Source organism: Roseibacillus persicicus (genome assembly GCF_014651675.1).
GTDB lineage: Bacteria > Verrucomicrobiota > Verrucomicrobiia > Verrucomicrobiales > Akkermansiaceae > Roseibacillus > Roseibacillus persicicus.
The window spans coordinates 1-3,019 of the sequence record NZ_BMXI01000034.1 but is presented as its reverse complement, the minus strand read 5'-3'; the positions used below and the strand labels follow the sequence as shown (position 1 = coordinate 3,019).

Annotated in this window: 2 protein-coding genes; both read left to right on the top strand. The window is 48.8% G+C overall.

Annotation, left to right across the window (positions count from 1 at the left end; translation table 11 throughout):
- Positions 1 to 569, top strand: a 569-nt coding sequence (locus IE099_RS20905) for a hypothetical protein (protein WP_229809619.1), incomplete at its 5' end; no start/stop codon positions are given.
- Positions 570 to 704: 135 nt separating this feature from the next.
- Positions 705 to 1,094, top strand: coding sequence for a hypothetical protein (locus tag IE099_RS20350; RefSeq protein ID WP_189574590.1), 390 nt, complete (start codon positions 705 to 707; stop codon positions 1,092 to 1,094).
- Positions 1,095 to 3,019: the final 1,925 nt, after the last annotated feature.

The window sequence follows — 3,019 nt, the reverse complement described above, 5'->3', positions numbered from 1 at the left end:
CAAATCCGACCGCGCAGGCGAGTTTGGAGTTTGATTGGAGGAGGGGAGGTGGTAGAAGTAGTGAAAGCGCGCTGAGTCGGTCGGATTGGGTGTGCTTGAACGTTCGCCAAAAAATGCTGCGGTTCTACATTCCTCAAAAGCAACTGCGTTGTCACCAATCAGCGCTTTTCGTCGGGCTATTGGTCTTCGCAATTACATCCTGCGAGAGGAAAGAAAAGAACACAAAAACAGTAAGTCGCGGTGAAGTTGTTCAGCTAATGGAAGCCAATCGTCGAAGTCAGGCCCTTGTTGAGCTACTTGACACGCACTTCTCTAACGAGGGATACAAGTTCAGGTTGTCTTATAGGAATCTCAGCGACGATGAGATTCCCAGTCTACTTGGTGGGCCCAAACTTTTGTTGTGTAATGGACCATTCACGGAAGAATCAGCGAGTAGCACTCACGTTGAAATTCGTGAAATATTAGATGAGAACGAACTAGCCGACGTCGAGGTTTGGTATGAAATCAGGCGCGGCGATCAGCAGTATTACTTTCCTTCCGACCAACTAACAACCGTAGGCAATAAATAGGGCGAACAAGGCGCAGCACCACAAATCCGACCGCGCTGGCGAGTCCGAGATTGACTGGAGGAGGGAACGTGGTAGAAGTAGTGAAAGCGCGCTGAGTCGGTCGGATTGGGTGTGCTGAAACGTTCGCCTGAAAATATGAATCGACTAGCTAACGTCATCCTTAGTCTGTTAGCGGCGATTCTACCGGGTTGCAGAAACGGTTCGCAGATTGAAGCCGAGAAATTGGGGCCTCCTGTGATGGACCTGCATTTCGTGCTCACCAAGAATTCTGATTTAATTTTTGAAGATTCGTTCCAAACCTTCCGCAAGCACAAGGAGGAGCAAGAACTCGGCTACTCAATTTCACATCAGGTGGTTCCTGATAAAGCGGAAATATACGATGAGGTTTGCCAAGTAATTATCAGGATCGAGTCCGATGATTATCGAATTGCTGCTCACATACCGATTCATGAGAGTGAGACCGAAGAATCAATTGAGGTCGACTCATACCGATTAGTCTTTGTTTGCACGCTGCCGGATCGGTAGGGCTAGAGTCAAGCCAAGGATGGGCGAACAATGCGCAGCACCACAAATCCGACCGCGCTGGCGAGTCGGAGGATTGACAGGAGAAGGGAGCGTGGTAGAAGTAGTGAAAGCGCGCTGAGTCGGTCGGATTGGGTGTGCTGAGACGTTCGACAGAAAGAATAGTGTGTTAGAATGAGGCTCTGTCTTCTGCAGTGTGTTCTACTGGGAAGAAATCCGGTTGGGTGTGGTTAGTGGTGAGTTCGCTAGGATAAGGCAGTGTCTGATTGGTGATCCGCGGTTTTCTGGACGGGGCCATTGCGGTAGTGGCAGGTATGCTTGTAGCTTGGCGTTTGGGGAGGTGACGAATGCTCTATTTTGTTGGCGTTTGGGGACGTTTGATTGGGTACTACTGTTTTCACGGTTTGGATGGGGGAACGGATTGAATCGACTCGGTGTCGAACAAAACGCAGCACCACAAATCCGACCGCGCTGGCGAGTCGGAGGTTGACTGGAGCAAGGAGCGTGGTAGAACTGTCGAAAGCGCGCTGAGTCGGTCAGATTGGGTGTGCTGGAACGTTCGGCTAAAAATACTATGACTGAAATCTTTCGACACTATGATAGCGCTACGGTCGGCCTAGTGCAAAGCCTGTTGGAGTCAAAGGGTATCGTCACACTTCTTCGAAATGATAGCACCTCGAGTTCCTCTGTTGCAGTCTCAGATTCGGTTCCTACGCTCTGTGTTGCCGATGATTCTCAAGAGAAACTAGCGGTCTCTTTTATACGAGAGCACTTTAAGGAGCAAAACGATACTGATGGAGACGAAAAAGTGTGCGCTTCCTGTGGGGAGAAGAGTCCATCAAACTTCAGTAGCTGTTGGAATTGTAATGGCGAGCTGCCGTAGTTTTACAGCTAGATTTGTGTCGGGCTAGGAGGGATGGGTGTTCAACAAGTTCGGTTAATGCTTGGCGGAACCCATATATAACGCACTTAATGCCGAACAATGCGCAGCACCACAAATCCGACCGCGCTGGCGAGTCCGAGGTTGACTGGAAGAGGGAGCGTGATAGAAGTAATGAAAGCGCGCTGAGTCGGTCGGATTGGGTGTGCTAGAACGTTCGACTAAAATTGAATATTTACGAGCCGCCAAACTGCGCTGTTGACCAGGTGCAACCAACGAGGTGCCCAATAGCGCACGCTAATAAAATAACGGTGCTGTGGTTTTCGTTGTGGTTTGTTCTTCGGCCGTCTTCGAGTGGTGATGCTGTTGCGGACGTTGGTTACCAGATAATGATTAATGTGGTCTTTGTAGCGCTTTTATTTGGCTTACTACGGTTTCCAAAACAGACTTCGATTCCAGCAGGAATCTTTCTTTCGTATTTAGCTTACGTCTATTTCGTTTTGTGGAGGGGCACATACGAGATGTTTCGAAATGGCGGATTGGATATCGGGCGGGCAGTCGAGTTTCGTTTCTGGTTGGGTTGTGTCAGTCTTTCTCTTAGTGCAATTTTTTCTTTCTTATCTTTTCGAGCAAAGCAAGTTAGCCCCTTTACGATTGTGAAGTGGATGTTGCCGAGGAGGTTTAGTTCTAGCTGAAGCGCAACCGACCGAAAACTGAGGTCGAACAATGCGCAGCACCACAAATCCGACCGCGCTGGCGAGTCGGAAGTTGACTGGAGGAGGGAAAGTGGTAGAACTATCGAAAGTGCGCTGAGTCGGTCGGATTGGGTGTGCTAAAACGTTGTTGCAGAATTTTACCCGAGATAGCTCCGGAGATCAAAAGTAGGAGTATGTATTAATCTTGAATCGAAGTGTCGCTGAGGTAAAATCTGCAAAACTAAAACGTTCTGCTAAAAAATGAAATCTATACCGACTTCGGAAATTAGCCGGTATTGCGATAGAAGGTCTTTGGTTAGCGTCGAACGTGCAAGAATCGATTCCAACGCTGT